General features: G+C 38.1%; 22 protein-coding genes. All 22 read left to right on the top strand.

From position 1 onward, the window contains the following. Nucleotides 1-67 precede the first annotated feature (67 nt). The 22 genes from purH to BMX40_RS11815 all read left to right on the top strand — a co-directional run bounded on the left by purH (nt 68) and on the right by BMX40_RS11815 (nt 26,775). Nucleotides 68-1,600 (top strand): bifunctional phosphoribosylaminoimidazolecarboxamide formyltransferase/IMP cyclohydrolase, encoded by a 1,533-nt coding sequence (gene purH, locus BMX40_RS11915; RefSeq protein ID WP_090870175.1) that lies wholly within the window; start codon nt 68-70, stop codon nt 1,598-1,600. Between the two features lie 12 nt (nt 1,601-1,612). Next, complete coding sequence (gene purD / locus BMX40_RS11910) at nt 1,613-2,872, top strand: phosphoribosylamine--glycine ligase (protein WP_090870173.1); 1,260 nt, start codon at nt 1,613-1,615, stop codon at nt 2,870-2,872. 139 nt (nt 2,873-3,011) lie between these two features. Then, nucleotides 3,012-4,751, top strand: coding sequence for an adenine deaminase C-terminal domain-containing protein (locus BMX40_RS11905; RefSeq protein WP_170840769.1), 1,740 nt, complete (start codon nt 3,012-3,014; stop codon nt 4,749-4,751). Nucleotides 4,752-4,837: 86 nt separating this feature from the next. After that, nucleotides 4,838-5,908, top strand: coding sequence for a DUF3048 domain-containing protein (locus tag BMX40_RS11900; protein WP_090870172.1), 1,071 nt, complete (start codon nt 4,838-4,840; stop codon nt 5,906-5,908). Between the two features lie 17 nt (nt 5,909-5,925). Then, complete coding sequence (locus BMX40_RS11895; protein WP_090870169.1) at nt 5,926-6,228, top strand: YerC/YecD family TrpR-related protein; 303 nt, start codon at nt 5,926-5,928, stop codon at nt 6,226-6,228. A gap of 299 nt (nt 6,229-6,527) precedes the next feature. Next, a complete protein-coding gene (gene pcrB, locus BMX40_RS11890; RefSeq protein WP_090870167.1) occupies nt 6,528-7,217 on the top strand; it encodes a heptaprenylglyceryl phosphate synthase in 690 nt (229 codons plus the stop codon). Between the two features lie 19 nt (nt 7,218-7,236). Further along, on the top strand, nt 7,237-9,474 hold the full coding sequence (pcrA, locus tag BMX40_RS11885; protein ID WP_090870165.1) for a DNA helicase PcrA: 2,238 nt from the start codon (nt 7,237-7,239) through the stop codon (nt 9,472-9,474). A gap of 12 nt (nt 9,475-9,486) precedes the next feature. Continuing rightward, entirely contained in the window at nt 9,487-11,493 is a 2,007-nt protein-coding gene (gene ligA / locus BMX40_RS11880; protein WP_090870163.1) for an NAD-dependent DNA ligase LigA, read from the top strand. Between the two features lie 11 nt (nt 11,494-11,504). Further along, nucleotides 11,505-12,728 (top strand): CamS family sex pheromone protein, encoded by a 1,224-nt coding sequence (locus BMX40_RS11875; protein WP_090870160.1) that lies wholly within the window; start codon nt 11,505-11,507, stop codon nt 12,726-12,728. A gap of 245 nt (nt 12,729-12,973) precedes the next feature. Next, complete coding sequence (pruA, locus tag BMX40_RS11870; protein WP_090870158.1) at nt 12,974-14,524, top strand: L-glutamate gamma-semialdehyde dehydrogenase; 1,551 nt, start codon at nt 12,974-12,976, stop codon at nt 14,522-14,524. 279 nt (nt 14,525-14,803) lie between these two features. Further along, the gene (locus BMX40_RS11865; RefSeq protein ID WP_090870156.1) at nt 14,804-16,069 is read left to right on the top strand and encodes a helix-turn-helix domain-containing protein; all 1,266 of its coding nucleotides are present in this window, start codon (nt 14,804-14,806) and stop codon (nt 16,067-16,069) included. A 13-nt stretch (nt 16,070-16,082) separates the two neighbouring features. After that, the gene (locus BMX40_RS20280; protein WP_170840768.1) at nt 16,083-16,232 is read left to right on the top strand and encodes a hypothetical protein; all 150 of its coding nucleotides are present in this window, start codon (nt 16,083-16,085) and stop codon (nt 16,230-16,232) included. A gap of 573 nt (nt 16,233-16,805) precedes the next feature. Then, nucleotides 16,806-18,347, top strand: a complete 1,542-nt coding sequence (gene putP / locus BMX40_RS11860) for a sodium/proline symporter PutP (RefSeq protein WP_090870154.1) — start codon at nt 16,806-16,808, stop codon at nt 18,345-18,347. A 195-nt stretch (nt 18,348-18,542) separates the two neighbouring features. Further along, nucleotides 18,543-18,845, top strand: coding sequence for an Asp-tRNA(Asn)/Glu-tRNA(Gln) amidotransferase subunit GatC (gene gatC / locus BMX40_RS11855; protein WP_090870152.1), 303 nt, complete (start codon nt 18,543-18,545; stop codon nt 18,843-18,845). Between the two features lie 74 nt (nt 18,846-18,919). After that, nucleotides 18,920-20,386 (top strand): Asp-tRNA(Asn)/Glu-tRNA(Gln) amidotransferase subunit GatA, encoded by a 1,467-nt coding sequence (gene gatA / locus BMX40_RS11850; protein WP_090870150.1) that lies wholly within the window; start codon nt 18,920-18,922, stop codon nt 20,384-20,386. Next, nucleotides 20,386-21,816: an Asp-tRNA(Asn)/Glu-tRNA(Gln) amidotransferase subunit GatB gene (gene gatB / locus BMX40_RS11845; RefSeq protein WP_090870147.1), complete on the top strand. Its 1,431-nt coding sequence runs from the start codon at nt 20,386-20,388 to the stop codon at nt 21,814-21,816. Before gatA ends, gatB begins: the two co-directional genes overlap by 1 nt. A 167-nt stretch (nt 21,817-21,983) precedes the next feature. Continuing rightward, nucleotides 21,984-22,901, top strand: coding sequence for a diacylglycerol kinase (locus tag BMX40_RS11840; RefSeq protein WP_090870145.1), 918 nt, complete (start codon nt 21,984-21,986; stop codon nt 22,899-22,901). A gap of 93 nt (nt 22,902-22,994) precedes the next feature. Continuing rightward, complete coding sequence (gene rlmD, locus BMX40_RS11835; protein WP_090870143.1) at nt 22,995-24,380, top strand: 23S rRNA (uracil(1939)-C(5))-methyltransferase RlmD; 1,386 nt, start codon at nt 22,995-22,997, stop codon at nt 24,378-24,380. A 289-nt stretch (nt 24,381-24,669) separates the two neighbouring features. Further along, complete coding sequence (locus BMX40_RS11830; RefSeq protein WP_090870141.1) at nt 24,670-24,990, top strand: ArsR/SmtB family transcription factor; 321 nt, start codon at nt 24,670-24,672, stop codon at nt 24,988-24,990. Between the two features lie 2 nt (nt 24,991-24,992). Further along, nucleotides 24,993-25,373: an SRPBCC family protein gene (locus BMX40_RS11825; protein WP_090870139.1), complete on the top strand. Its 381-nt coding sequence runs from the start codon at nt 24,993-24,995 to the stop codon at nt 25,371-25,373. A 60-nt stretch (nt 25,374-25,433) separates the two neighbouring features. Continuing rightward, nucleotides 25,434-26,138 (top strand): FAD-dependent oxidoreductase, encoded by a 705-nt coding sequence (locus tag BMX40_RS11820; protein WP_090870137.1) that lies wholly within the window; start codon nt 25,434-25,436, stop codon nt 26,136-26,138. Nucleotides 26,139-26,196: 58 nt separating this feature from the next. After that, nucleotides 26,197-26,775 carry a DUF4256 domain-containing protein gene (locus tag BMX40_RS11815; RefSeq protein ID WP_090870135.1) on the top strand — a complete coding sequence of 193 codons (579 nt, stop codon included), beginning with the start codon at nt 26,197-26,199 and terminating at the stop codon, nt 26,773-26,775. Nucleotides 26,776-26,938: the final 163 nt, after the last annotated feature.

Below are 26,938 nucleotides of genomic sequence, written 5' to 3'. Positions count from 1 at the left end.
TAAACATAGCCACTGCTCTTACAGATTCGTATATGTAACACATAATAATATAGTAAGGAGTCATGACATGCATAAACGAGCGTTAATCAGTGTTTCAGATAAACAGAATATTGTAGCGTTTGCTCAAGGCCTTGTGGAACTAGATTATGAAGTGGTTTCTACGGGAGGAACCTTGAAAAAACTAAAGGAAGCAGGTGTGCCTGCCGTTGCGATTGATCATGTTACCGGATTTCCAGAAATACTAGACGGGCGTGTGAAGACGTTACATCCATCGGTTCATGGAGGACTGCTGGCGAAGCGGGATAAAGAAGAACATCAAAAACAACTAGTTGAAAATAACATCGCTCCAATAGATGTTGTTGTTGTCAATTTGTATCCGTTTAAGCAAACCTTGGAAAAACAAGATGCTTCCCATGAGGATATTATCGAGAATATTGATATTGGCGGACCTACCATGCTACGTGCAGCCGCCAAGAACTATAAAGATGTTACCGTTGTTGTTGATCCTGCAGATTATCCAACGATTTTACAGGCATTACGTTCCGGTGACCTTGATGAAACAACTAGAAAGGAATTAGCTGCTAAGGTATTCCGTCATACAGCTCATTATGATGCGCTGATTGCTAGTTATTTTACCGAGCAAACAGAAGAAGCTTTTCCAGAAAATTATACAATTACATATGAAAAGGTCCAATCCCTTCGTTATGGGGAAAATCCACACCAGGAAGCGGCATTCTATAAAAATCCACTGGAAAAAGGATTGAGTTTGGCTACAGCCAAGCAATTACATGGAAAAGAACTTTCGTATAACAATATTCAAGATGCTAATGCTGCATTAGAAATTTTATCAGAGTATAACGAACCGACTGCGGTTGCGGTTAAACATATGAATCCCTGTGGCATCGGCGTAAGGGATACGATAGAGGAAGCTTTCCAAACAGCATTTGACGCGGATCCAGTCTCTATCTTTGGTGGAATTGTTGCACTGAATAGAGAAATTGATGCTTCTACAGCGGAAAAATTAAGTGGGATCTTTTTGGAGATTATTATTGCACCACGTTTTTCAGAGCAAGCACTTGAAATTTTAACGAAAAAGAAAAATATTCGTTTGCTCGAGCTACAGATGGAAGGGAAAGATCATCCGCATCATAAAATTACAACGGTTGGTGGGGGAGCATTAATTCAAAGCAATGACCGTGGAAGCATACGTGAAACGGAGGTAACAGTTGCAACTGAGAGAGCGCCTTCTGAGCAAGAAATAAGAGATTTATTGTTTGCATGGAAGGCTGTCAAACATGTGAAATCAAACGCAATCGTACTAGCTAAGCATAGTCAAACCATAGGGGTGGGGGCAGGTCAGATGAATCGAGTAGGTGCCGCTCAAATCGCAATTGAACAGGCAGGCGATAAAACCCACAACGCGGTTATGGCATCGGATGCATTCTTTCCAATGCCAGACACAGTTGAGGCTGCTGCTAAAGCTGGGATTACGGCAATTATTCAACCAGGTGGATCGAAGCGAGATCAGGATTCCATTGATATGTGTAATAAACATGGGATTGCGATGGTATTTACAGAAATGCGTCATTTTAAACATTAAGGGGGCTTGCAAATGAACGTCTTAGTGATCGGACGTGGTGGTCGTGAGCATAGTATGGTGTTGAAATTGGCTGGAAGTGAACAAATCAATCAATTGTATGTTGCTCCTGGTAATGGAGGGATGGAGGAGGTTGCAACCTGCCTACCTATTGAAGAAACGGATATCGATCGTCTGGTTGATTTTGTAACGGAAAATGCGATTGATTTTACCGTGGTTGGCCCAGAAAACCCTTTACTAGAGGGAATTGCTAACCGATTTCATGAAGAAGGACTGGACATCTTTGCTCCGACAAAAGAAGCTGCATTAATTGAAGGGAGTAAGCAGTTTTCAAAGGCGTTTATGGAACGACATCATATTCCAACAGCAGCCTATGAATCGTTCACTAACGCGGAAGATGCGAAAAGCTACTTAGAGCAAAGAGGAGTCCCGATCGTTATCAAAGCGGATGGCCTCGCAGCTGGAAAAGGTGTAATTGTAGCCGAAACGAAGGAAGAAGCAATGCGAGCGATTGATGAGATGCTGGTTACAGGAACTTTTGCCGAAGCTGGCAAGTCAATTGTTATTGAAGAGTTTTTACAAGGGAGAGAATTTTCCCTGATGGCTTTTGTGAATGGAAAGAATGTGTACCCAATGATCCCTGCACGCGACCATAAACGAGCCTTTGAAAATGATGAAGGTCCGAACACTGGTGGGATGGGAGCATATGCCCCGGTGTCTGATATTACAGATGATGTATTAGCGTTTGCGACAGAAGCAATATTGCAAAAGGCAGCGGATGGATTAGTAGAGGAGAATCGATCCTTTACTGGAATTCTATATGCTGGATTAATGATGACTGAATCCGGACCAAAAGTTATTGAATTTAATGCACGGTTTGGGGATCCTGAAACACAGGTCGTATTGCCGTTATTGAAAAATGACTTGTTACAGGTGATGGTTGATGTCATGAATGGTAATGATCCTAGACTAGATTGGGAGTCCAAGTCATGTTTTGGAGTTGTGCTTGCATCTAAAGGGTATCCGGGAGCTTATCTTAAGAATGTTCCGGTTCCGGTCGTTGCACCTGACGATAAATCTTTTCCAGTTTATGCTGGTGTGAAAAATGGACCAAATGGTTATCTATCAGACGGCGGGAGAGTTTTGTTAATTGGGGCAAAGTCAGAAATGTTATCTGATGCTTCAGATGCTGTCTATCGTTCCTTGTCAAAAATGAGTGGAACAGATGAATTTTTTTACCGAAAAGATATAGGGAAGGTTGCAAAAGACACGTAGTAGGGCGTGTCTTTTTGCTTGGACAAAACCTCCTATATGATGTCAAAAAAAGTTCACTTTAATTAACGAAAACTTTACAGTAATAAAGGCGGAAATATGATACAATTAAGAAAATTAATCGCTACTGGAGAGTTTGCTTATGTTGGATAATGGACAATGGAGAAATTACATATTGCGAAAGCATGTAAAAGTTGTTGACGGGGAAATTGCACCAACACGTTTATTGAAAAATACAACCTACTTAAATGTATTTACGAAAAGATGGTTATCCGCACATATTTGGATCTATAAAGACCGTATTGTATATGTTGGAGAGAAGTTGCCAAGGATTGATTCAGATACAGAAGTAATTGACTGTAAAGGGAAATTTCTAGTTCCTGGATATATGGAGCCACATGCACATCCTTTTCAATTGTACAATCCAGAAGAGTTGGCAAATCATGCCGCAAAGTTTGGAACTACGACATTGATTAACGACAACATAACCTGGCTTTTTTTATTGAACAAAAAGAAAGCGTTTTCTATTCTGGAGGATTTTAATAAACACCCAGTTTCTATGTATTGGTGGTCCCGCTATGATCCGCAAACGGCATTGAAAGATGAAGGGAAATTATTTAATACAAGGGATATGCTGGACTGGTTATCTCATCCATCTGTGATGCAAGGAGGAGAATTAACGGCTTGGCCAAATTTACTCCATGGAGATGATCGATTATTATATTGGATACAAGAAACAAAACGCCAAGGAAAACCAGTCGAAGGCCATCTTCCAGGTGCTTCAGAAAGTACGTTAACAAAAATGAAATTATTAGGTGTTAGCGCTGATCATGAATCACTTTCTGGAGAAGATGTGATGCAGCGATTGCAACTGGGGTATCAGGTTGCATTAAGGTATTCATCCATTCGGCCAGATTTACCTGATCTATTAGATGATTTATTAAAAGCAGAACTAGCTACTTTCGATAATCTTACAATGACTACAGATGGAGGGACTCCTGGATTTTATAAAAAAGGATTGATGAATGTTTGTGTAGAAATTGCGATTGAAAAAGGAGTTCCAATCATCGAAGCTTATCGAATGGTTACCTACAATGTAGCGAAACATTTTCACTTAGATGAACAATTAGGAAGTATAGCACCAGGGAGATTAGCAAATATTAATATATTACAAGAAGCGGATAATCCTCACCCGGAAAGTGTCTTAGCAAAAGGGAATTGGATTGTAAAGGATGGAGTAGAGCAAGAGATTCCATCTGTAATTGATTGGGAGCAATTTGATATTAAACCCCTATCATTTGAGAGTGAATTAACAATGGGTGATTTACAGTTTTCCATTCCAATTGGTTTAGAAATGATTAATGATGTGATCATGAAACCATATGCTATCGAAACAGATATTACACCTGATGTATTACCCGGTAATCGGCAAGACGCTTTTCTCGTATTACTTGACCGAAATGGAAACTGGAGAGTCAATACAACGATTAAAGGATTCACCAATGGTCTTGGAGCCTTAGCTAGTTCTTTTTCACAGACAGGTGATCTGGTGTTAATCGGTAAGTCTAAACATGATATGCTATTGGCATGGAAGCGAATGAAAGAGCTTGGCGGTGGGATCGTCATTGTCCATCAAGGGGAAATTCTGTTAGAAATTCCACTTGCACTTAGTGGCAAGATGTTTTACGGTTCCATGGATGATCTGATTACAAAAGAAACACAATTAAAAGGTATATTACGTACCTTTGGTTATCCATTTCAAGATCCAATTTATAGCATATTGTTTTTATCTTCAACACATCTACCATATACTAGAATCACGCAAGAAGGGATAATTGATGTGAAGAAACGAGAAGTACTCTTCCCAGCTACCATGCGTTAGCTTATAATAGAACTAGCTGTAGTGGGAGTGGGGTTTCTAGTAATCGCCCTTCGATCATAGACTTATTAATAAAGGTGTTGGGAGAATTGAGACAGATTTTTATCCTGTTTCTAACTGGTATACTATTATTACTTGTCGCTTGTTCAGAGGATGTAGAGAACGCAAAGGAAGAGGAACAAGCGGAAAATGTAGTAGAGGAAGAAACAGAGGAAGCTGAAGAAGAAAAGGAAGCGGAAGTGTATGAAAATGTATATCCATTAACAGGGATTAAGACAAATGATGCAATCGATAATCGTATTGTTAGTGTGATGGTTAATAACCACACGAAAGCAAGACCACAAACTGGGCTATCTCAAGCAGATATTGTGTTTGAAATGTTAGCAGAAGGACCGATTACGCGTTTTCTAGCCTTATATCATAGTGAACAGCCTGAAGTAGTAGGGCCTGTTCGTAGTGCTCGTGAGTATTATTTTGATTTAGCGAATCGTTATAATGCTCTGTATATTTATCATGGAGCTGCAGGATTTATTGATGACATGATTGTGAACCGGGGAATCGACTTTTTGAATGGTGCCATATATGATAATGATGGACATTTATTTAAACGAGAGGATTTCCGTGTAGCACCACATAATTCTTATTTGTTATTTGATTCCGTGTATGAAGTTGCAGAAGGTAAAGGATATGAAGTAACGGCTGATTATGAAGCATTGCCATTTGTTACGGAAGAAGAAGCTGAAAATCTACCTGGTAATGATGCAACACATGTAAGTATTACTTATTCCAAAACTCCAATGGAGAAGGTCGAATATGAATACGATCCAACTACAGAAGCATACACAAGGTATAATGATGAAGAAAAAACAGTTGAGTTGGAAACAGAGGAACCAATTCAGGTTGATAATTTATTTATTGTAGAAACCGATCACGAAGTAATTGATGATGCTGGACGTCGCGCGATAGATTTCTATCAAGGTGGAAATGCTTATTTAATACAAAAAGGAAAGATCCAACAAGTCGAATGGGAAAATCGGGATGGTAAAATCATTCCAGTTAAAGATGGAGAAGTGATAGGGTTTGTTCCAGGTAAAACTTGGATTAATGTCGTGCCAACAAACCCTGGAATGGAAGAATCGGTTATTGTAACCAATCAATAGGGAGTGGAGGATGCATCGTGCAAATTGATAAATTACGGGGAAAACAATTAGATCAATTATTTGATGCAATTTTATCGTTAAAAGACCGTGAAGAATGTTATCGTTTCTTTGACGATATTGCGACAATGGGTGAAATTCAATCCTTAGCACAACGTTTACAGGTTGCCAAAATGTTAACAGAAGGGCAAACGTACAGTGCCATTGAAAAGGAAACGAAAGCATCAACAGCAACAATTTCACGTGTGCGTAGATGCATTAATTATGGAAGCGACGGTTATAATACCGTCCTTGAAAGAATGCTAAATAGCGAAGAAGCATAATGAAAGTCGTCATCTACTGAGGTGACGGCTTTTGCTTGTTAGTTGAGAAGAAGGTAGAATCAAGGTAACGTAATTAGCCATCTCTCGAGAGCAATCGTAATTTATATGAAGCGAGAGCATCAGACTAGAACCCTTGAATATTGGACGAGAGCCCCCAATCACCAAACAAAATTCCCCAGCCAACAATCATATTTTAACTTCACTTAAATCCCATTTAAAAATTTCACCATATAACTAAATTCATTCACCGATTTTTGCTATAATAGACTAATGGATTATGATAATGGAGGATTACTACCTTGTATACGAATTTTAAAGAATGGAAGCACATATTTAAACTAGATCCAGCCAAGGAAATATCCGATGAAGATCTTGAAAAAATTTGTGAATCGGGAACGGATGCAGTAATTGTTGGGGGAACGGATAACGTAACCTTAGATGGTGTATTGGATTTATTATCTCGCATTCGTCGGTATACGGTTCCTTGTATATTAGAAATATCAAACATGGATGCCATCACACCGGGCTTTGATTACTATTATATTCCAATGGTGATGAACAGTGCGGAGAAGAAATGGGTCATGGATGTTCAGCACGAAGCAATTAAGGAATTTAAAGATATAATGAATTGGAGCGAGATATTTTTCGAGGGGTATTGCATTGTAAATGAAGAAGCAAAAGCCTTTGAAAAGACGAACTGTACGTTACCTAGTGATGAGGATGTATTGGCATATGCTTATATGGCGGAGCGTGTTTTTCACCTGCCAATCTTTTATTTAGAATATAGTGGGAAATATGGCGATCCAGAGCTAGTAAAGCAAGTAAAGCAAGAGCTAAATGACACCGTCTTTTTCTATGGTGGTGGGATAGAGAACAGTTTTCAAGCTAGTGAAATGAAACAACATGCAGATGTTATTATTGTTGGCAACAGCATTTATACGGATATTAAAAAAGCATTAAAAACGGTAAAAGCAGTACAAGATAAATGATTTTAGGATGGTGTTTTATATGAGTCAAACGATGGGTGACTTAATAAAAGGATTGAATAAAGAGCAGCAAGAGGCAGTTAAACATACGGAAGGCCCGCTTTTAATCATGGCAGGTGCAGGAAGTGGAAAAACCCGCGTACTTACCCACCGAATCGCCTATTTAATGGATGAAAAAGAAGTGTCTCCAAGAAGTATCCTCGCCATTACATTTACAAATAAAGCAGCCAGAGAAATGAAGGAACGTGTTAGCCGATTGGTTGGTCCCGAGGGGCAATACATGTGGGTATCTACGTTCCACTCCATGTGCGTTCGGATCTTAAGAAGAGATATCGATCGCATTGGCTATAATAGCAATTTCAGTATTTTGGACAGTAGTGATCAGCTATCCGTCATCAAACAAATTTTAAAAGAATTTAACATTGATCCGAAAAAGTTTGACCCACGTGCCATGCTAGGGCAAATTAGTGCTGCTAAAAACGAGCTAATCACTCCAGAAAAATATAGCGAAAATGTTGCAGACTACTATAGTAGACAAGTATCACAGGTTTATACGGAATACCAAAAACGACTGCGGAAAAATCAATCATTGGACTTTGACGATTTAATCATGCAAACCATTCATTTATTCCAGCGTGTTCCGGAAGTATTGGAATATTATCAGCGTAGATTTCAATATATTCACGTGGATGAGTATCAGGATACCAACCATGCTCAATACTATTTAGTTAAGCAGCTAGCTAGTAGATTCCAAAACCTATGTGTGGTAGGAGATTCGGATCAGTCAATTTATCGTTGGCGTGGTGCAGATATTTCGAATATCCTGTCATTTGAAAAGGATTATCCAACAGCACGTACGGTATTTTTAGAGCAAAATTACCGTTCAACAAAATCAATATTAGAAGCAGCTAATAAAGTAATTGCACGCAACTCGGGTCGCAAGCCAAAAAATTTATGGACCGATAATCCAGATGGTCAAAAAATTAATTATTATCAAGGGTCTACCGAACAGGATGAGGCACTTTATGTAACCGATAAGATCCAAGAGTTAACACGTGATGGTTTTAATCTTGGAGATATCGCCATCTTATATCGTACAAATGCGCAGTCTCGTGCTGTCGAGGATACGTTAATGAAATCAAATATTGGCTACCAAATGGTCGGAGGAACGAAATTCTATGACCGTAAAGAAATAAAAGATATGGTTGCCTATTTACGACTAATTACGAACCCAGATGATGATTTAAGCTTTGAACGGGTTGTAAATGAGCCGAAACGTGGAATTGGAAAAACATCGGTAGACAAACTTAGAGCCTATGCAGCCAGTCATGATATATCTTTTTATCAAGCTGTAAAAGAAGTAGATTTTACAGGTGTATCCAAAAAAGCAGCCAATGCTTTAGCTGCATTTGGTGATTTAATAAAAACACTAAACCAACAGCAGGAGTTCCTAACCGCTACGGATATGGTTGAAGCGATTTTAGAGCGAACCGGCTATGAGCAAATGTTGAAAAATGAGCGCACAATTGAAGCACAGAGTCGTTTGGAAAACTTAGAAGAGTTTATGACGGTTACGCAAGATTTTGAAAAAACAAGTGAGGACAAAACATTACTTGCCTTTTTAACGGACTTAGCGTTAATCGCAGATATAGATAAAGTAGACGAGGAAGATCCAGAGAATGATGAAAAGGTTACGCTCATGACATTGCATGCAGCGAAAGGATTAGAATTTCCGGTCGTCTTTTTAATTGGTATGGAGGAAAATGTATTTCCACACAGCAGGTCTATGATGGATGATGAAGAGATGGAAGAAGAACGTCGACTTGCATATGTGGGGATCACACGTGCCGAAAAACAACTATATTTAACACATGCAAAGATGCGTACGTTATTTGGTAAAACCAATATGAACCCGATTAGCCGATTCATCAATGAAATTCCGGAAGAATTGGTTGAAGGCATGGAGCAGGCAAAGCAGTCCATGTTTGGAGCCACTCCATTTGGCCAACCAATAAGACAAGCGCAGACGCCAAGCCAACCGGCACCGAAAAAACGGAAAGCAGAGCGAATGCAGCAAACATCTGGTGCTGAAAATGAAATGTGGAAGCCTGGTGATAAGGCAAGTCATAAAAAATGGGGAGTCGGCACGGTTGTGAAGGTTCAAGGAGAAGGTGAAGCGTTAGAACTTGATGTTGCCTTCCCAGCCCCAACAGGAGTAAAACGATTACTAGCGAAATTTGCACCAATTACGAAAGAATAAGGAGTGCTTACGGTGGATAAAAATCAAGCACAAGAAAAAGTGAATGAATTACGAGAAATTTTAAATAAATATGCGCATGAATATTATGTTTTAGATAAACCCTCTGTACCTGATTCGGAGTACGATCAAAAGCTTCAGGAACTTAGAAAATTAGAAGAAGCATATCCAGAGTTAATCACGGCTGATTCCCCTACCCAACGTGTAGGGGGAGAGCCATTAGAGGGATTTACGAAAGTACAACATGAAATTCCAATGCTTAGTTTATCCAATGCTTTTAATGAACAAGATCTACGGGACTTTGCGCGTCGTGCCAGTCAAGGAACAGATAAGCCGTTAGCATTTGTGTGCGAATTAAAAATAGATGGTCTGGCGATCTCCTTGACCTATGAGAATGGTAAGTTTGTTCGAGGAGCAACTCGTGGAGATGGTACTACTGGTGAAGATATAACTAGCAACTTGCGAACCATTCGAAGCATTCCTTTATCGATAAAAGAACAGCGGAAAATTGAAGTTCGTGGGGAAGCGTTCATGCCACATAAATCATTTCTTGCTTTAAATGAGCAGAAAGAAAAAAATGGGGAAGAGCCTTTTGCCAATCCGCGAAACGCAGCAGCAGGATCATTAAGACAACTTGATCCAAGAATTGCGGCATCACGTAACCTAGATGTATTTTTATATGGAGTTGGTGAATGGGAAGCGGAAGAAATTAATTCCCATAGTGGGCGATTGGAATATATGAAAGAACAAGGCTTTAAAACGAATCCAGAATGGAAAAGATGCGATTCAATTGAAGAAGTATTGGAATATGTTGAATACTGGACAACAGAACGCCCAAACTTACGTTATGAAATAGATGGAATTGTTATTAAAGTCGATGATTTGGACATTCAGGAAGAATTAGGGTATACAGCGAAGAGTCCGCGTTGGGCGATTGCGTATAAATTCCCTGCAGAAGAAGTAGTAACAACCTTAACAGATATTGAATTAAGTGTTGGGAGAACTGGAGTTATTACACCGACAGCAATTTTAGATCCAGTTCGAGTTGCTGGCACTACTGTTCAGCGCGCTTCCCTACATAACGAAGACTTGATTCGTTCGAAGGATATACGAATTGGAGATACAGTTGTGATTAAAAAGGCAGGAGATATCATACCAGAAGTTGTCCGTGTGATTACCGAGAAGCGAACCGGCCATGAGGAAGAATTTTTCATGCCTGAGGAATGCCCTGCCTGTGGTAGTGAATTGGTTCGTTTGGAAGAGGAAGTTGCTTTACGATGTATGAACCCGAATTGTCCTGCACAATTGCAGGAAGGGTTGATTCACTTTGTTTCTCGTAATGCAATGAACATAGATGGGCTCGGGGAAAAAGTGATCAATCAACTATTCCGAGAAAAACTGATCCATACGATTGCCGACCTGTATCGCTTACAGCGAGACGATTTATTAAAGCTAGAACGAATGGGAGAAAAGTCAGTTGATAACCTATTACAGGCCATTGAAGTGTCGAAGGAAAATTCTTTGGAAAAATTATTATTTGGATTAGGAATTCGTTTTATCGGTTCCAAAGCTGCCAAGACGATTGCTTACGAATTTGAAACAATGGAAAACTTACAGAATGCATCCTATGATGAACTAATTGCGATTGATGAAATCGGTGATAAAATGGCTGATGCAATTGTACAGTATTTTTCGGAAGAGAAAGTAATCGATTTGCTTAACGAGCTTCGAGAACTAGGCATTAACATGGAATATAAAGGATCAAAACGGACGGAAGCAACCAGTGTGGAAAGCCCATTTGCTGATAAGACAGTGGTGTTAACTGGTAAAATGGAGAAATTCACACGTAACGAAGCGAAAGAGCAAATTGAAGCCTTGGGTGGAAAGATAACCGGTAGTGTTAGTAAAAAAACAGATATTTTAATCGCTGGAGAAGATGCTGGCTCCAAATATGATAAAGCTGTGAAGCTCGGAATTACAATTTGGGATGAAGATAAGCTAGTAGAAACATTGGCGAAATAAGGGGTGATAGCATGAAAAGAGTTGCATTGTTGTTCGTCTGCACCCTCCTGGTCATGACAAGCTGTACACCAAAATTAAGCGAGGACGAGGAGGTGCTGCCAAATGATGAAGAGTCACAAGGGCAGCCATCGATCGTACCAAGCAATAGCCTTTCAGATCAAAATTATCGTATCATTTTACCTTACCGTACGAGTGAGGCACGGGGAGTTATTGTTAACCAAATAGCGAACCGTTTGGATATTGATGAGATGGAAGTTGGTTTACGGAGGCATTCCAAGGAATATTTTGATCCTAAAAAATATTTTTTCGAGGAAGGTCAGTACTTAGATGAAGATACCGTTTATGATTGGCTTGGAAGAGATTTAACAGATGAGCAATTAGAACAAGCAGTGGAAGATCGAATTGCTGAGTTAGAGTACCATGGAATGACAGTGAATGAAGACCGAATTCGTGAAGAGCTTACATTAGGTCTAAACCCTGCCATTGAGGATGATGAAGATGAAGATCAATTACGGGAGAAACCACGCTATCTATCTCATATTCTAGAGCATAATTTTCTCGTGAAGAACGAAGATAAGACGGTTGATTTAAGAGGTGTATCCATAGGAGTTGCCTTAAAGTCTGTTTATCGTTTTAAAGCTGATCCAGATGGGCCAGATTATTACGAAGATATTCCCGAAAGTGAAATGGTAGAAAAAGGGAAGGAAATCGCACAAACGATTCTAGAGCGTGCGCGTGAGATTGAAGGATTAGAAGAAGTGCCGATTATGATTGCTTTGTATCGAGAAGAGGCACAAGGCTCAACTATTCCTGGAAACTTTGTCACCAAGACACTCGTTCCCAAGGGAGAAAACACGATTAAGGAATGGAATGATATTAATGAAGAATACATCCTATTTCCTTCAAATGAAGCAGAGAAAAAATATTATGATGATGCTCAAATTGTAAAAAGTTTCGGGAATGATATAGCCAAATTCTTTCCAAATTATGTTGGTGTAATCGGTGAAGGATTCTACGTTAATGAGGAAATGCAAAAGCTAACATTAGAGGTACCAATTGAGTTTCATGGTGAAGGGGAAGTGTTAGGTTTTGCTCAATACGCATATGATCTCGTCAAAGAAATGTTTCCAGATTACTATGATCTGGAAGTAAAAATTACATCAAGTGATCAAATAGAAGGTGTCATTTATCGTGAGGCAGGTCAAAGTGACCCCGATGTACGTATTTTTCATTAAATAAATCAAGAATGTTTGAAGACTTGTCGCTTTTAAGTTAGAATAGGGGGTGGATATATTCCACTCCGTTTTTTTTATGGGGAATTTTTATAAAATTTATACGATTAAATCATTTGTTGCGAGGTAGGAAACAAATACGTTCTTATCTTGCATGGAGAACGAAGGTAACAGAAGTTCTCTACTATTTTCCTTAGAAATTAAAGCGGATACATGGAATAAATTGGAATATTTAAGGAGGTTTTATCATGGTAGTACCATACAAGCATGAACCATTTACTGACTTTACTGTAGAGGAAAACAGACAGTTAATGCAGGAAGCGTTAAAAAAGGTGGAAGCAGATCTTGGAAAAGAGTACCCACTAATTATTGGTGGCGAAAGGATTACAACAGAGGAAAAGATTGTTTCTGTTAATCCAGCTGATAGAAATGAAGTAATCGGATATGTGTCAAAAGCAAATAAAGAGCTTGCTGAAAAGGCAATGAAGGTTGCAGATGAAACCTTTGAAACGTATTGGAGAAAATCAGACCCGAAATTTCGTGCTGACATCTTGTTCCGCGCTGCAGCAATTGTAAGACGTCGTAAGCATGAGTTTTCTGCACACTTGGTAAAAGAAGGCGGTAAGCCTTGGAAGGAAGCAGATGCTGATACGGCAGAAGCGATTGATTTCCTTGAATATTATGGACGTCAAATGCTTAAAATCAAAGATGGTGCTGAAGTAAATAGCCGTCCAATTGAGTATAATCAATTTAATTACATACCATTGGGTGTGGGCTTGGTTATTTCACCATGGAACTTCTTATTTGCGATTATGGCAGGAACAACCGTAGCAGCGATGGTTACCGGTAACACGGTTTTACTAAAACCAGCAAGTGCTACACCGGTTATTGCATATAAATTTATGGAAGTATTAGAAGAAGCTGGACTTCCAGCTGGAGTGATCAACTATATTCCTGGACCAGGAAGTGAAGTAGGGGACTACTTAGTAGACCATCCACGCACTCGTTTTGTAAGCTTCACTGGGTCACGTGAAGTCGGTACACGTATATTTGAACGTGCAGCAGTTGTTCAAGAAGGACAAAAATGGTTAAAACGTACGATTATTGAAATGGGTGGTAAGGATACGATCGTTGTTGATAATGAATCTGACTTAGAATTAGCTGCTCAATCGATCGTACAATCTGCATTTGGTTTTTCTGGACAAAAATGTTCTGCTTGTTCACGCGCAGTAATCCATGAAGATGTTTATGATCAAGTAAAAGATCGTGTTGTAGAGTTAACAAATGAATTATCTGCTGGTGATCCAAAAGATAACTCCCACTTCATGGGGCCTGTAATTGACCAAGGTGCATATGATAAGATCATGAATTATATTGAAATTGGTAAACAAGAAGGAGAATTACTAGCTGGTGGAACTGGTGACGACTCAACTGGTTGGTTCGTAAATCCAACGGTATTCGGTGACGTCGATCCGGATGCGCGACTAATGCAAGAAGAGATCTTTGGTCCAGTTGTTGGTCTAACGAAAGCAAAAGATTTTGATCATGCAATCGAAATTGCGAACAACACGGAATACGGCTTGACAGGTGCTGTTATTACAAATAACCGTACTCATCTAGAGCAAGCACGTAGAGACTTCCATGTTGGTAACCTTTACTTCAACCGAGGATGTACAGCAGCAATCGTTGGATATCAACCATTTGGTGGATTTAATATGTCTGGAACTGATTCCAAAGCAGGAGGACCAGATTACTTAATCCAGCATATGCAAGGTAAAACAACATCTGAAATGCTATAAAAATTGAAAAAAACCTCTTTCGATGGAAAGGGGTTTTTCTTATGATGAAAGTTAGGAAAATATGATAGATTTATAGTTGAATTTTGTAGGGACAACAGACAACCTATACTAATTTCTGTAAAAACTTTCCCACTTTCATCAATTTAGGAAAGTAGGAAAGTTTTTATGGGGTTAAACGGTACTTTTCTACTACAACTTTCCCAATATGAATATTCAAAATATATGTTATTATATAAATAAGCAAATAGTAATAGAAACAAGTGAACGGGAGGAGTACTAATGGAAATTGGTTCCTTTATCAAATTGCAACGCGTCAAACAAGGAATGACACAAGAAGAACTAGCCGACGGAATTGTTTCTATGTCCTATTTGTCCAAGATTGAAAATCAGCGAACGGAAGCGAGTCCAGAAGTCATTAGCATGTTGTGTACACGACTCGGCATCGAATTAGATGGTGAAAAAGATATCACGATCAAAGAGAAATGCGAAAACTGGTTCAACATGTTATTTGAAGTAAACGACAAAGAAGAGATTATCGAAGCTTATAAGGAACTAAGTGAATTATTAGCGATAGTCCGTTCTGATAGTTTAATGATGTTCGAGATTCATAAGATAAGATATTTTCTTATTTTAGGTGAATACGACAACGCATTAGAGCAGATTAATAAGTTAAATGAAGTCTCTGGCTCGTTTGATAGCTTGCATTTGTTTTATTGGTATAAGTTTAAGGGGAATTATAGTACAGCTAATAATGAATTCAACCAAGCAATGAGAATGTATAAAGTTGCTGAAGATAAACTAAACCAAATTAAACTAAAAGATGAACAAGTTGCTGATCTTCAATATACTATTGCAGTTACGCATAGTAAACTTCGAAACACACTGGAATCTATAGAATACTCAAACAAGGCAATTGATACATTCCAAAGAGAGTACAATTTTATTCGATGTGCACAATGTCATATTTTATTAGGCATATCTTATAGAAGAATTAAGATGTATGAAAAAGCAATAAAGCATTACAATTTAGCTAGACGTTTAGGTGAACTTAATAAAAATAAACAAGTAATTCAGTTAACTAATCAGAACCTTGGATATTTATATTCTTCAATAGGTGATTCAAAAGAAGCCATTAAGCATTTTGTTGAAGTTGTTGAAGATGAAATGTTACAAATAAACGAAAGATTGCTTGGGATTACCAATTTAATTAAAGAATATTATAAAATACATAATTTTGAAAAGGCACATCAAGCAATCGAAAAAGCGAATGAATTACTAGAATTATCAAAAGAAAATGTTAATTATAGTTTATATAACTATATTATTCATACTTTTAAATTCGCTATAAATGAGCAAAGTGATCAATTTATTTCATTAGTAAAGGAGGAATTCATACCTTACCTACAAAAGCGTAAAGATTATGGCAATTTGATAGAATACTCAAATATGTTAGCTAAGCATTTTGAAAAACTAGGTAGGTATAAGGACTCCGTTAAATACTATAAACTTGCTAACCTCACATATGAGGAAGTAGTTAATTTATAAAGGAGGGGAGACGATGAAAAAAATGATTGCAGCTGTAGCATTAGGTACTCTTTTAGTAGGTGGATTTTTATTCACGCAAGATAACCAACCAACTGATTTAGCTACTGGAGAGTCTGAACCAAGTGTATTTAGTAAAATGAGTTTAACTAGTTTAAAGTTTTAATTTAATCAAGTGTGAATTTTGTCTTTAAATCTTAATTTTTACCCTATTACTTATATGATAGATTGCCTGAAATAGCGTGGAACCTATTTCGGGCTTTTTTTATTATAAAACAGTTCACAATGGACAATTTCGATAAAAGACCGAAAAAATGTATTGGAAAACAATATTATTGCCAAGTTTTCTAAGTAGTAATGATGAGATCTATACTAGTGAAAAAAAGCGTGAATTTGCGATTTTTCCATGAAAAAATGAGGTATAGTAAATTAATAGATTAACATTACCGAATTTTTTATGCAAGAATTTACGGTTATTCGGAAAATGCGGTGGATATTTAAATTCAGTATGTTATGCTAATAACAGGAAAGGCGAATTCTTAATTTTTAAAATATTTACATTAAATAATTTAGATTGGATTTCGCTTTTTCGAGTTTGGTTTGGGCAGAAATAGAGATAGAGAGGGGTTCATGTATGGAGATAGAAGGAATTACGTGGTTTTGGCTGTTCGTACCAATGCCGTTGTTGATTATTTTAGCGGCTGCATCACTGATTAAAAATAGGGGGAATTAACAAGTAATGGATACAACTGTATTAATAACATTTATTTTCTATCTAGTTGCCATGCTAGCAATTGGACTATTCATGTATTACCGAACGAGTAATTTATCGGATTATGTATTAGGTGGACGTAAACTTGGACCAGGTGTCGCAGCATTAAGTGCTGGTGCGTCAGATATGAGTGGTTGGTTACTACTAGGTTTACCTGGTGCTGTATATGCTTCTGGTTTTGGTGGAGCATATGGAGGTTGGATGGCTATTGGTTTAGCCGTTGGTGCTTATTTAAACTGGCAGTTCGTTGCCAAGCGACTGCGTATTTATACGGAGGTATCGAACAATTCGATTACCATCCCAGATTTCTTAGAAAATCGATTTAAAGACAATTCACATGTTCTACGTGTCATTTCTGCATTAGTGATCTTACTATTTTTCACCTTTTATACTTCATCAGGAATGGTTGCCGGAGCAACACTGTTTGAAGCTTCATTTGGATTTTCCTATCAAACAGCACTATGGATTGGTGCACTCGTCGTTGTTTCCTACACGTTTCTTGGAGGATTTCTTGCCGTTGTATGGACGGACTTTTTCCAAGGAGTACTAATGCTACTCGCATTAATCGTTGTACCTATTGTGGCAATCAATGAACTTGGTGGCTGGAATGCTGCCGTTCAAGCAGTAGGAGAAATTAATCCTGAGCACTTAGATATGTTAGCAGGTGTTGGTACCTTTGCTGGTACAATTGCCATTATCTCAGGAGCAGCGTGGGGCTTGGGATATTTCGGTCAACCCCATATTATTGTTCGCTTTATGGCATTACGCTCACCGAAGGATGTTCCGAAAGCTCGTTTTATTGGAACAACTTGGATGATTCTAGGTTTATATGGAGCAATGTTTACCGGTTTTGTCGGACTAGCATACATTAGTTCACAAGATGTATCGATTTTAAGTAATGTTGGCATAGACGTCGTTACGGAGAATGGTGTGCAAATGCTTGATAACTCAGAAGTAATCTTTATTGCATTTTCACAGCTGCTTTTCCATCCAATAATTGCCGGTATTCTATTAGCAGCTATTTTATCCGCAATCATGAGTACGGTTGACTCACAGTTGCTTGTATCATCTTCAGCAGTTGCAGAGGATTTCTATAAAGCTATTTTCCGTAGAGAAGCAACGGATAAAGAGCTAGTGTGGGTTGGTCGTATTGCAACGATAATAATTGCCTTAGTTGCTACAATTATTGCAATGGATCCAGAAGCATCTGTACTAGAGTTAGTAAGTTATGCTTGGGCAGGTTTTGGTGCGGCGTTTGGACCGATCATCATTCTATCGCTATTTTGGAAGCGAATCACCCGCGCCGGTGCCGTAATGGGTATCCTGGTTGGTGCTGCAACAGTTGTTGTATGGGGTGAATTCTTATCTGGAGGAATCTTTGATTTGTATGAAATTGTTCCAGGGTTCGCACTTAACTTAGTTGTTACGATTCTAGTTAGTTTACTTGGTAGACCAACAAATGAAATGGAAAACGAATTTGATGAAACTATTTCCAAATTAAACGAATAATAACCTGAAAGTCACTCCTCTTTTTGAAAGAGCGAGTGACTTTTTCTTCCTCAATACCCTGTTTTTGTTGATTTCTTGATTATCACTGCTAAATTCTGCTATGATCAATAGTATTGTAGCAGTTTTTATTGGTTAAAATTAGCAAGTTATGACTAAAATTTAAGATATAATAGGATAAATGTGGAGGTGCAGGAAATGGCTGAAATATCAAAGGATCAAGTAAAGCACGTAGCAAACCTTGCTAGACTTGAAATGAATGATCAAGAGGCAGAGATGTTCACCGAACAATTAAGTTCCATTATTACCTTTGCTGAACAATTAAATGAGCTTGATACAGAAGGGGTAGACCCGACGACACATGTACTAGAATTGAAAAATGTCATGAGAAAAGATGAGCCAAGAAAGTGGATTACAAAAGAAGAAGCAATGAAAAATGCCCCAGACCAAGAAAATGGTCAATACCGGGTGCCATCGATTCTATCGGATGGTAAGGAATAAGTATATAACTGGTTATTGCCTACAAAGCTTGGCAAATAGACTTTACCCAAGAATATGGAGGAGGGTTCCCAACGATGTCATTATTTGATCATTCTATAAAAGAGATAGAAGAGAAATTACATAATAACGAAATAACCGTAGCAGAACTTGTTGAAACTTCTTACAACCGTATAAAAGAAGTGGATGACGAAGTTCACGCATTTTTAACATTAGATGAAGAAAATGCAATCGAAAAAGCAAGAGAATTGGATCGTGAAACAAATAAAAGCAACAAACTGTTTGGAATTCCAAGTGGTATTAAAGATAATATTGTAACAAAAGCATTGCGCACAACATGTGGTAGTCAATTTTTACGAAACTTTGAAGATCCACTGTATAACGCAACCGTTGTTGAAAAATTAAACGCAGAAAATGCTGTTACGATTGGAAAATTAAACATGGATGAATTTGCAATGGGTTCTTCTAATGAAAATTCTAGCTATACACCAACTCGTAATCCATGGAACACGGACTATGTTCCAGGTGGATCCAGTGGTGGTTCTGCAGCAGCAGTTGCGGCAGGAGAAGTTTTATTTTCATTAGGTTCAGATACGGGGGGATCGATTCGCCAACCAGCAGCCTTTTGTGGTGTTGTCGGTTTGAAACCAACTTACGGGCTAGTATCTCGTTTTGGTTTAGTTGCCTTTGCTTCATCCCTCGATCAGATTGGACCACTAACTCGTAGTGTAGAGGATAATGCGCGTGTATTAGAAGTAATCGCGGGACATGACAAAATGGACTCTACTAGTGCGAATGTAGATATTCCTGAATATACCAAATCCCTAACAGGTGATGTGAAAGGCTTAAAAATAGCTGTACCAAAGGAATATCTTGCAGAGGGGGTTAACCCTGAGGTAAGAGAAGCAGTCATGCGTGCATTAAAGGTATATGAATCATTAGGTGCAACATGGGAGGAAGTTTCCTTGCCACATTCAAAATATGCCGTTGCTACCTATTATTTAATTTCTTCATCCGAAGCATCCGCAAACCTAGCACGTTTTGATGGGGTACGATATGGTGTTCGCTCGGAGAATGCGGATAACATGATGGACATGTTTAAGAAGTCTCGTAGCGAAGGCTTTGGTGAAGAAGTGAAGCGTCGTATTATGCTCGGAACCTTTGCATTAAGCTCTGGTTACTATGATGCCTATTATAAAAAAGCACAACAAGTACGTACATTGATTAAAAATGATTTCGATAAAATCTTTGAAAACTACGATGTTGTTATTGGACCAACAACACCTACTCCAGCATTTAAAGTAGGAGAGAAAATTGATGATCCATTAACAATGTATGCGAATGATATTTTAACAATCCCAGTTAACTTAGCTGGTGTACCAGGAATTTCCGTGCCTTGTGGTCTTTCTGAAGAAGGGCTACCAATTGGCTTACAAATCATCGGAAAACATTTTGATGAAGGAACAGTATATCGTACTGCTCATGCTTTTGAACAAGCAACCGATCATCATACGAAAAAACCTCAACTTGGAGGTGCGAAATAATGAATTTTGAAACAATAATTGGTCTTGAAGTCCATGTCGAACTAAAAACCCAATCTAAAATATTTAGTCCAAGTCCAAATGCGTTTGGAAATGAACCAAACACAAATGTAAACCCTATTGATTTAGGGTATCCAGGTGTATTACCGGTCTTAAATGAAGAAGCGGTTAACTTCGCAATGAAAGCAGCAATGGCCTTAAATTGCGAAATTGCTACGGATACGAAATTTGATCGTAAGAATTATTTCTATCCAGATAATCCAAAGGCATATCAAATTTCTCAATTCGATAAACCAATTGGCGAGAATGGCTGGATTGAAATTGAAGTAAATGGCAAGAAAAAACGAATCGGTATTACTCGACTACACTTAGAGGAAGATGCCGGGAAATTAACCCATGGTGATGATGGCTATTCCTATGTTGATTTTAACCGTCAAGGCACGCCATTAATCGAAATTGTTTCGGAGCCAGATATGCGTTCTCCAGAAGAGGCATATGCTTATCTTGAGAAATTAAAAACGATTATTCAATACACTGGTGTATCTGATGTGAAAATGCAGGAAGGATCCCTTCGCTGTGACGCCAACATTTCCCTTCGTCCAATTGGACAGGAGAAGTTTGGTACAAAAGCAGAATTAAAGAATTTAAACTCCTTTACGTTTGTCCAAAAAGGATTAGAGTTTGAGGAAAAGCGTCAGGAAAAAGTCTTGCTATCTGGTGGAGAAATTTTACAAGAGACTCGCAGGTATGATGAAAAGTCAAAAGAGACAATCTTAATGCGTGTTAAAGAAGGATCGGATGATTATCGTTACTTCCCTGAACCAGACTTAGTACCACTATATATAGATGAAGCATGGAAAGAACGGATTCGTAATGAGATCCCTGAATTACCTGGGGCTAGAAAACAGCGCTATATTAGTGAATTGGAACTTCCAGAGTATGATGCAGAAGTATTAACGAGCTCAAAAGAAATGAGTGATTTCTTCGAGGAAACCATCGCGAACGGGGCAGATATGAAACAAGCTTCGAATTGGTTAATGGGAGAAGTTTCTGCATACATGAATAAGCATTATAAGGAACTTAGCGATTTAGCGATCACTCCTGAAGCATTAGGGAAAATGATTAAACTAATTGAAGATGGAACAATATCCTCCAAAATTGCAAAAAAAGTTTTCGCGGAGTTAGTCGAAAACGGAGGCGATCCGGAAAAGATCGTAAAAGAAAAAGGACTAGTACAAATTTCTGATGAAGGTCAATTAAAAGAAATCATTGGAAAAATCCTTGATGAAAACGAGCAGTCCATTATTGATTATAAGAACGGGAAAGGCCGTGCGCTTGGCTTCTTAGTTGGGCAAGTAATGAAAGCAACCAAAGGTCAAGCAAATCCACCAATGGTTAATAAAATCTTAAAAGAAGAAATGGATAACCGTTAGTACAAAAGGCTAGACTACTCCTAAAGGCCGTAGTCTAGCCTTTTAATATGAAATACTTCTCAAATGAGTGAAAAAGCGCTATGATAGGGATTGAGTTATAAACGAGGGAAATATATCCAGTATACAAATAGATTGCTTGCATATTGTTATCAATGGGAGGGGACAGAATGAAGAGGGCCCGAATCATTTATAATCCAACATCTGGTCGGGAGGCATTTAAACGAGAGCTTCCGACAGTTTTAGAACGGCTTGAAATAGCAGGATATGAGACATCTGCCCATGCGACAACTGGTGAAGGAGATGCGATTGAGGCAGCACGGACGGCTGTCGAACGAAAGTATGATATCGTTATTGCTGCTGGTGGAGATGGAACGATTAATGAAGTAATCAATGGACTAGCAGAACAAGATTATCGTCCGAAGTTAGGGATAATTCCGGTTGGAACGACCAATGATTTTGCGAGAGCACTTCGAATCCCAAAAGGAATTCAGAAAGCAGTAGATGTTATTTTGGAGGATCATGCATCACCACTTGATATTGGAAAAGTAAATGACCATTATTTTATCAACATTGCTGGTGGTGGGAAGTTAACCGAGTTAACCTATGATGTACCTAGTAAATTAAAAACGATGATTGGTCAGTTGGCATATTACATGAAAGGCATCGAGATGTTACCTTCCTTAAAACCAGCCAGAGCCAAAATAGAATATGATGGCAATATAATAGATGAAGATATTATGTTATTTCTCGTATCCAATTCAAATTCTGTTGGTGGATTTGAAAAATTAGTTCCAGATGCCAAAATGGATGATGGATATTTTGATCTGGTTGTATTACGGAAAACAAATTTAGCTGAGTTTATTCGGATTGTGACATTAGCATCTCGAGGGGCGCACTTAGATGATGATTCTGTTATTTATGTAAAAGCCAAGGAAATTACGGTAACCCCAGATGACAAAATGCAATTAAATATAGACGGTGAATATGGTGGTATGTTGCCAGGCGAATTTAAAAATCTTAAACAGCACATTAATTTTTTTGTTCCAGAATCATATGTTCATGAAGAAGAGGAAGATTACGAATAAGAAGTAGTCTTTCTTTTTCTTTTGTTATACGATTTGCTAAGATGAGTTATGATAAGTGAATGAATCAGAATAGAGCGTAAAGGAAGATACATAATGGCGAAACAATCTGCACCAGTAAAGAAAAATGAAACCATCACATTGACTTTTGAGGATCTGACACATGAAGGAAATGGGGTTGGAAAAATAGATGGCTATCCATTATTCGTACCGTATGGCCTTCCGGGAGAGGAAGCGAAGGTAAAGGTAGTCAAAGTAAATAAGAAGTTCGGTTTTGGAAAATTGCTTGAAATAAAGAACCCTAGTCCAGATCGTGTCGAACCTCCGTGTGATGTTTTCTATAAATGTGGTGGCTGTCAAATACAGCATATGAGCTATAAAATGCAATTAGAAATGAAACAAAATCAAGTCAAAAATGTCATGCGCAAAATCGCTCATTTAGCACACGTACCTGTTCATCCTACGATTGGAATGGAAGATCCATGGCGTTACCGGAATAAAGTTGCTATTCCTGTTGGTGAGAAAAAAGGTGAATTAATTACGGGGTTCTATCAAATGCGTAGCCACCAAATTATTGAAGATATGGATACATGTGTTGTACAAGACGATGCCAACGATCGAATCGTGGAAGGTGTACGGAGAATTGCGAATCGCCTTGGGATAAGAGCTTATGATGAAAAGAGTCATCGAGGTGTTCTTCGTCATATTATGGTCCGTACCGGTCATGAAACGAAGGAAGCTATGGTGGTGCTCATTACCCGAACAAAGGATTTACCGCATAAAGAAGAACTAATTCGTGAACTGACGGAAACGTATCCTCATATTAAATCCATCGTACATAATGTGAATTCGAAGCGTACGAATGTCATTATGGGAGATAAAACGACCGTATTATGGGGAGAAGAATATATTTATGATTCGATTGGAAATATACGATTTGCTATTTCTGCGAAGTCATTTTATCAAATTAACCCACCCCAAACGAGAAAGCTATACGAACAAGCATTAGAATATGCCGATACGGATGAGGATGACACAGTAATCGATGCGTACTGTGGGATCGGTACAATTTCCTTGTTTTTAGCACAAAAGGCAAAGAAAGTGTATGGTGTTGAGATTGTTCCAGAAGCAATTCAAGATGCTAAAATAAATGCTAAGATAAACGGGATTACCAATGTAGAATTTGCCGTTGGAGAAGCAGAAAAGGTTATGCCAAACTGGAAGGATGAGGGGTTAAATCCAGATGTTGTTGTCGTTGATCCACCACGTAAAGGCTGTGATGAAAGCTTATTACAAGCGATGATTGAAATGGATCCAAACCGAATTGTTTATGTATCCTGTAACCCATCCACTTTAGCTAGAGACCTGCGAATACTAGAAGATGGTGGGTATGAAACAAAAGAAGTACAGCCGGTGGATATGTTTCCGCAAAGTATGCATGTGGAGGCCGTTTGTTGGTTGGAGAGGAAAGTGTCTAATTAAAAAATACATTTATTTTAGATCCGGTTTTCGTAAAAATAAACTTTTCCGATTTCCGGGTCTTTTTCATGTTCATAAATTGCACATATAGGTTTGTCCGAGTTTCTTCATGCAAGGCTTCCTCCTATATTAGGGATTATTTTAAGAACAAATAAATACGAAAGAAACTAAAATGATATCAACCTTTTTGAGGGATAATAGAATAAAAGGGAAAAGTATTGTTGACTCGACACCGATAAGTGTCTTATAATTATGTCACTGATTGGTGTCGCATTTATAAGGAGATGGGATTGTGAATAACACGGATCAAAAACGAGATGTTTTTGTAGCTATTGCAGATCCAACAAGACGGAAATTAATACGTTTATTAGCAGATGCAGAAGAGTTACCACTGCACGAAATAACGGGTCAATTTAAAATGGGGCGTACAGCGGTTTCTAAACATTTAACTATACTTAAAGAAGCAGATTTAGTATTGAATCGTAAATTGGGTAGAGAAACAAGGTATCGATTAAATCCAGGTCCCTTACAGGAGGTGAAAGATTGGTTATCCTTTTATGAGAAGTTTTGGAATGAAAGAGCGATCTTACTTAAAAATATATTGGAGGAATAATAATGGCGGATATATCACTAGATTTTCAATTTAAGAGTCCAATTAATAAGGTGTGGGATGCATTAACAGATTCTGACACACTTGCACAATGGGTTATGGATAATAATTTTAAACCGATTGTTGGGTACAAATGTCAATTTCGCGATGAAAAAATCAATTTGGTTGTAGATAGTGAAGTATTGGTAGTGGACAAGCCTTATACGTTGTCTTACACATGGGTAGGTGGACCAATCAACACAATAATCACGTGGACGCTAAAGCAAGAGGGAGATACCACGCATTTACATCTTGAGCATACTGGATTTGATCAAGAAGATTATGCGTTCAATGGTGCGAAACATGGTTGGGCGGATAAGATTGAAGTACTAAAAAAAGTGTTATAGTACTTCGGGTTAGTCCGATTGTTCAACTTTTTAACATTGAAACATGAAGGAGGTAGAAACATGGGTTTTTTTCAAGATATGAAATCAGTATTTACAAAGAAGGAACTGGTATTCTTAGAGAGTTACAAAGAAGTAGACGGAGTATTTAGCTTCCTATTTGAGAAGGAGAAGGATTTAGCTTGGAAAGCAGGACAACATGCTCTATTTACTATTACCCATAGAAAAGTGAAAAATGCAACTAAACCATTTAGTGTGGCTTCAGCTCCTGCAGAGAATGTAATTAAAATAACAACGAGAATTAGTGAAAACCCGAGTGAATTTAAAAAAGCAATGTTAGAGCTTGATAAAGGAATGAACATAACGATGAGTGGAGCGCTTGGTTCTTTTTATCTAGACGATGACAGTCCTTCACTCTTGATTGCGGGTGGAATAGGAATCACCCCATTTAGATCGATGTTAAAACAGCTAGAAGCTGAAGGTAGTAGTGATGGGAAACAAATAAAACTACTCTATTTAGATCGTAATAACAAGCATATATACAATGCGGAACTTGATGAAATTGCGAAAAATACTTCAATAACTGTAACTTATCTTGATTCAAGGGATAATCTACATAAGGAAATGGATGATTATACGAATCATTATAAGAACGAGACTAAATACTATATAGGACCGAAGTCGATGGTAGATTCTGTTTCTGTTTATTTGAAGAACAAAGGAATTCCTAAAAAAAATATCAGAAGAGATGTTTTAACAGGGTATTAGAGAAAAAGATATCAAATGATACTTCTATCAATAGGAGAAAAAATAAGGAGGAAATTATATGACAGAGAGTGATGCTATACATAATAAGGAGCTGTCAATTGAGGAACGTGAAGAAATACTCCAACTATTGAAAGTGCGTTTTGCGGAAAACAAGCACCGTCATAAGGATCTTGAATGGGATAAAGTCCAAGCAAAATTGGAAGCTAATCCGGAAAAGCTATGGTCGCTCAATGAAATGGAAAGGACGGACGGCGAACCGGATGTTGTTGCTTATGATGAAGAGAAAGGCGAATTTATCTTTTGCGATTGTTCAAAGGAAAGTCCTAAAGGTAGAAGAAGTGTGTGCTATGATCGTGAAGCATTAGAATCAAGGAAAAAAAATAAACCAGAAAATAACGCGATCGATATGGCAACTGCCATGGGTATTGAAATATTAACAGAAGAACAATATCGTGAGTTGCAGAAACTGGAAAATGTAGATAGGAAAACTTCGAGTTGGATACAAACGCCTTCTGATATTAGAGAACTCGGTGGTGCCATTTTTTGCGACTATCGGTATGGAAAAGTTTTCGTGTATCATAACGGAGCAGAATCCTATTATAGTGCCAGAGGGTTCCGAGGGTCGCTAAGAGTTTAATTTTCTATTTACACTACACATTTTTTATTTGTAAGAAGGATGAGTAACAGTCAATAGACTGTAGTTTAAAAATGAATAATTAATCAATAGCAAATCAAATAATTAATATTTTTGTACTCACCGTGATTTTATGCCCATTTTCTACTTAACATGTTTCTTATAT

Origin of the sequence: Oceanobacillus limi, assembly GCF_900111445.1 — a bacterium.
GTDB classification, from domain to species: Bacteria; Bacillota; Bacilli; order Bacillales; family Amphibacillaceae; genus Ornithinibacillus; species Ornithinibacillus limi.
This window is presented reverse-complemented; position numbering and strand designations above follow the sequence as displayed.